Annotated in this window: 3 protein-coding genes; 2 read left to right on the top strand and 1 reads right to left on the bottom strand. The window is 68.0% G+C overall.

Going from position 1 to position 4,734, the window contains the following annotated elements; translation table 11 throughout:
* Positions 1–2,085 (bottom strand): DNA polymerase III subunit gamma and tau (locus NP4_RS20895; RefSeq protein WP_068000260.1); only part of this gene is annotated, 2,085 nt, incomplete at its 3' end.
* Between the two features lie 549 nt (positions 2,086–2,634).
* On the opposite strand from NP4_RS20895, the gene NP4_RS20890 reads away from it, so the two are divergent.
* Both NP4_RS20890 and NP4_RS20885 read left to right on the top strand, forming a co-directional pair.
* Entirely contained in the window at positions 2,635–3,381 is a 747-nt protein-coding gene (locus tag NP4_RS20890; RefSeq protein ID WP_245997850.1) for a hypothetical protein, read from the top strand.
* 47 nt (positions 3,382–3,428) lie between these two features.
* On the top strand, positions 3,429–4,721 hold the full coding sequence (locus NP4_RS20885; RefSeq protein ID WP_068000257.1) for an ammonium transporter: 1,293 nt from the start codon (positions 3,429–3,431) through the stop codon (positions 4,719–4,721).
* Positions 4,722–4,734 lie beyond the last annotated feature (13 nt).

Below are 4,734 nucleotides of genomic sequence, written 5' to 3'. Positions count from 1 at the left end.
AGCCGGTCGAGGCGGCGCGGCCCCCGCGGCCTCCCACCGCACCCCGTGCTCACGCCCCAGCACGTCCCGCACGGCCGCCTGCACGGCCTCCACATACTTCGGATTCGACAACCGCTGCGCCAACGGCGCGTGCTGATGCGCGAACACCACCACATCCCCCTCGACCCGAGCCACCGAAGCCCCGGACAACAGCGCGTGCACCGCGGCCCCGAACTCCCGCACCTTGGCCCGGATCTCCCCCCACTTCGCCTCGATCTCGCGCAACACCGCATCCTCACCGGTCCCACCCGCGACCGCAGCCGAGGTGACGGGATCTGCGGACACGACGGGATCAGCGGGTACAACGGGATCCGCGGGCACGACTTCGGGTTCGGGAGCCACGATTTCGGGTTCCTGCGCCACGGACTCGGGTTCCTGCGCGACTGGCTCGAGCGCCGACGCGGGCTCCGCGGGCGACTCTTCGGCCGCCGCGACGTCCCGGGCGGGTGAATGGTCTTCTCCGAGCGCGGCATCCTGAACAGGCGAAACGTCCTCAACAGGCGCAACGTCCACAGTCCGCGAAGCCGCGACCGCCTCCGCCACTGGTTCAGGCTGTGCCGCAACAGGTTCCGGTCGCGCGGGCTCCCCACCGCCGAGTCCCTGCGCGCGTTGAGCCGGATGCGGTCGTGCCGTACCCGCCGCCGAACCGCCTTGCGGTGCAGCGGCATTCGAAGGCGCTGGCGGTTCCGCCTCGGCAGGAGCCTGCGATACAGCCGGCTCCGCAGCAGCGGAATCAGCCGATGCCGTTGGGACGGTAGGACTTGCGGTGCGGTTCTCGCGAATAGCGGCCAGGGCCTCGGCACCGCGGCGACGGGAACCGCTCGCGGGTGCGGCGGCTGGACTCGCCACGGGGGCGTCAGGCGTCGAATTCGGGGCCGGGGCTACCGCGCCGCCTGCCACGCGTTGTTCGAGGCGCTCGAGGCGCTGAAGGGTGGCGGCTTCGGTATCGGCGGCCGCGGGCAGCAGCATGCGGGCCGAGACGACCTCGAGGAGGAGGCGGGGGTTGGTGGCGCCGCGCATTTCGCCGAGGCCCTCGTGCAGGAGTTCGGCGTAGCGGGCCAGAGCCGCGGGGCCGAGGCGCGCGGCCTGGTCGTGCATGCGGTCGAGGACGTCGCCGGGGCCGGTGACCAGGTTGCGTTCGACGGCGTCGGGGACCGCGCGCAGCAGGATGAGGTCGCGAATGCGCTCGAGCAGATCGGTGGCGAAGCGGCGGGGGTCGTGGCCCGCCTCGACCACGCGATCGATCGTGCCGAACAAGGCCGCGCCGTCGGCGACTGCCAGCGCCTCGACGGCATCGTCGATCAGGGCGATATCGGTGACGCCCAGCAGGGCCAGCGCGCGCTGATACGTCACGCCGTCCGGACCCGCACCGGCCAGCAGCTGATCGAGCACGCTGAGACTGTCGCGCGGGGAACCGCCGCCCGCCCGAATCACCAAGGGGTACACGGCCTCTTCGACCTGCACATGCTCCTGATCGCAGATCTTGCCCAGCAGACCGCGCATGGTCGCGGGAGGCAGCAGCCGGAACGGGTAGTGATGCGTGCGCGAGCGAATGGTCGGCAGCACCTTGTCCGGCTCGGTGGTGGCGAAGACGAAGATCAGATGCGCCGGCGGCTCCTCGACGATCTTGAGCAGCGCGTTGAAACCGGCCGTGGTGACCATATGCGCCTCGTCGACGATGAAGACGCGATAGCGCGATTCGGCCGGGGCGTAGAAGGCCCGGTCGCGCAGCTCACGGGTGTCGTCGACACCACCGTGACTCGCGGCGTCGAGCTCGATGACGTCGAGGTTGCCCGGGCCGCCGGGCGCCAGCGCGACGCACGACGAGCACACCCCGCACGGTTTCGACGTCGGCCCCTGCTCACAGTTGAGCGAGCGCGCGAGGATGCGCGCCGAGGAGGTCTTGCCGCAACCGCGCGGGCCCGAGAACAGGTAGGCATGACTGATCCGCCCGGTGTCGAGCGCGATGCTCAACGGGTCGGTGACGTGCTCCTGCCCCACCACCTCTGCGAACGTTGCCGGTCGGTACTTCCGGTACAGAGCCACGGCCCGAGGGTACCGGCGTCCACCGACATCGAATACACGCGCTGGCCGATGTCCTCGGCCCGGTCAGAACACCGAACGGTCGGTGTGATGCGCCTCACAATCATTCCTCGGACCCGTTAGCACCGGACACACACGAGCGCGGCGGCGATCTGCGGGGCGAAGAAATTCAAGCTACAACCAAATTCCAACCGTTTACCGAGCTGGTCCCGCATGTGTCCAAATTTCCGGACCAAATCCCCGGTTAGTACGGACAATTGCCAACGTAACGATCTTGTCAACGAATTGGCGATATCTGCAATTGACTGGCTAACGTGGTCCCCGGCAACTTCGGTAGCCAAACCTTCATCAGGTTGGTGTCCCCGGTCGGTCCCTCATCCCGACCGGGGCACAACCTCTCCCAGACCCGGCGGGAGTTCTCGCATCTGTGGTCCGCGAAACACCTCCCGCACCAGCCCGGAGGAATAGTCGACAGTGCCGTCGCGTGACGACATCGCCGCCGCTTGGCTCGCCCATACTGATTTCGCCGGAAACAGGGCCGCAGTCGGCCTGTTGAGCCGTGCGATCAGTCCGCGTGATTTCGCACTCAACCGGGACTCGCTACCGGTGACCGCCGCGGCCGATCCCAAGACCTCCGCCGCCATCCTCGAGCTGCTCGATCGCGGGCAGGTCCCGACGCTGGCGGCCATCCGGACCCTCATTGTGCAGAACGAGATGCGCCACGAGGCCGAACGTATCGAACGCCTGGGTCGGCGCGCCCAGCGCAGTGTCGACGAATTCGGCCGAGTACTGGCAACTCTCACTCACGAATACTGGGCCGAACACGGAATCGGACCGACGCGGCGCGACATCCTGCTCACCGAACCGGTTCTCACCCTGATTCGCGAACGCGTCGGCGAAATCGCGCCGAATGCGATCAAACATCTATGGCTGATCGAACGCGCACAGCGCGCGGGTTGGATCGCATTCAATGCGACGCCCCGATCTTTATGTGCCGCAAGACGTTTCCATTCGGCAGCATACGGCAATCGGGTATCGCTGCGGCCGGTGAATACGATCGGCACACTCGTCGCCGGATTTCTCGCCGCGCACGAATCCGAACAGGGCCGCCCGCCGCGCTGGTCGGTACTCGCCCACGATCTGCGCGACGATCGCGGGCGGCGGGTGTTCAACGACACCGCGGATGCCCGGGCGCAGCAGCAGTGGCTGGTCACCGCGGAGTGGCTGGCGCTGCGCGACGATCTGCCGATCCCGGGTCCGCGCGGGCGACGCGCGCTGGCGCGCAAGGGGCGCAAATGATCGTTCGGTAGTTTCCTTGCACGCGATCGCGCGTGAAAGGAGTTACCGTGCCCTCGACCATCGACCCCGCAGCCACGGCCTGGCTGCTGGCCAGTACCGCCCTGGTGCTGCTCATGACGCCGGGCCTGGCCATTTTCTACGGCGGCATGGTGCGCACGACCGGCGTACTGAACATGCTCATGATGAGCTTCATCGCCATCCCACTGGTGACGGTGGTGTGGCTGCTGCTCGGCTATTCGATGGCCTTCGGCGAGGACGCGGGCGGCGGCGTGATCGGCAACCTGGCCCACGTCGCGCTCACCGGAATAGATCCGGGCACGGTGCGAAACGGCGTGCCCGAACTGCTGTTCGTCACCTTCCAGCTGACCTTCGCCATCCTGACCGCGGCCCTGGTCAGCGGCGCGGTCGCCGATCGCGCGAAATTCTCCGCCTGGATGCTGTTCGTCCCGCTCTGGGCGCTGCTGGTGTATTCGCCCATCGCGCACTGGGTCTGGGGTCCGCACGGGTGGCTGGCATCGTTGGGGGCGCTCGATTTCGCGGGCGGGCTGGTGGTCGAGATCGCCTCCGGCGCCTCGGCGTTGGCGCTGGCGCTGGTCCTCGGCCCGCGCATCGGCTTCAGGGTCGACGCGATGCGTCCGCACAACCTGCCGTTCGTACTGCTCGGCGCGGGTCTGCTGTGGTTCGGATGGTTCGGCTTCAACGCCGGTTCCGCGCTGAAGGCCGATGGACTGGCCGCCGCGGTCTTCCTCAACACCCTGGTCGCGGGCTGTCTCGGCATGCTCGGATGGCTTGTGGTGGAACAGCTTCGAGACGGCCGGCCCACAACCTTCGGCGCGGCATCGGGTGCGGTCGCGGGCCTGGTGGCGATCACCCCGTCGTGCGGTTCGGTCAATACCCTCGGCGCGCTGATCGTGGGACTCGTTGCGGGCGTGACCTGTTCGTTCGCGGTGGGCTGGAAGTTCAAGGCGGGCTATGACGATTCGCTCGATGTGGTCGGCGTGCACTTCGTCGGCGGCGTCGTGGGTACGCTGCTGATCGGCCTGCTGGCCAATCAGGTCATGACCGGCGGCGCACGGGGTCTGTTCTACGGCGGCGGCCTCGCACAGCTGGGCAAGCAGCTGGTGGGCGTGCTGGTCGTCGCGGCCTACGCCTTCACCGTGTCGTTCGTGCTGGGCAAGCTGATCGACCGCACGCTCGGCTTCCGGGTCAGCAAGGAGGACGAGGTCGCGGGGATCGACTTCGCACTGCATGCGGAGACCGCCTATGTCGAGGGTGTGCACGGGCACGCGCCGCGCGGAATCTTCGGCCATCAGCCCGGACCGCGTGACGGAGATCACTGAATTACAGTCGCGT

Source organism: Nocardia pseudobrasiliensis NBRC 108224 (assembly GCF_001613105.1).
In the GTDB taxonomy this organism is placed as follows: Bacteria; Actinomycetota; Actinomycetes; order Mycobacteriales; family Mycobacteriaceae; genus Nocardia; species Nocardia pseudobrasiliensis.
The sequence above is the reverse complement of the archived record's forward strand: the minus strand, read 5'-3'. Positions and strand labels throughout refer to the sequence as shown.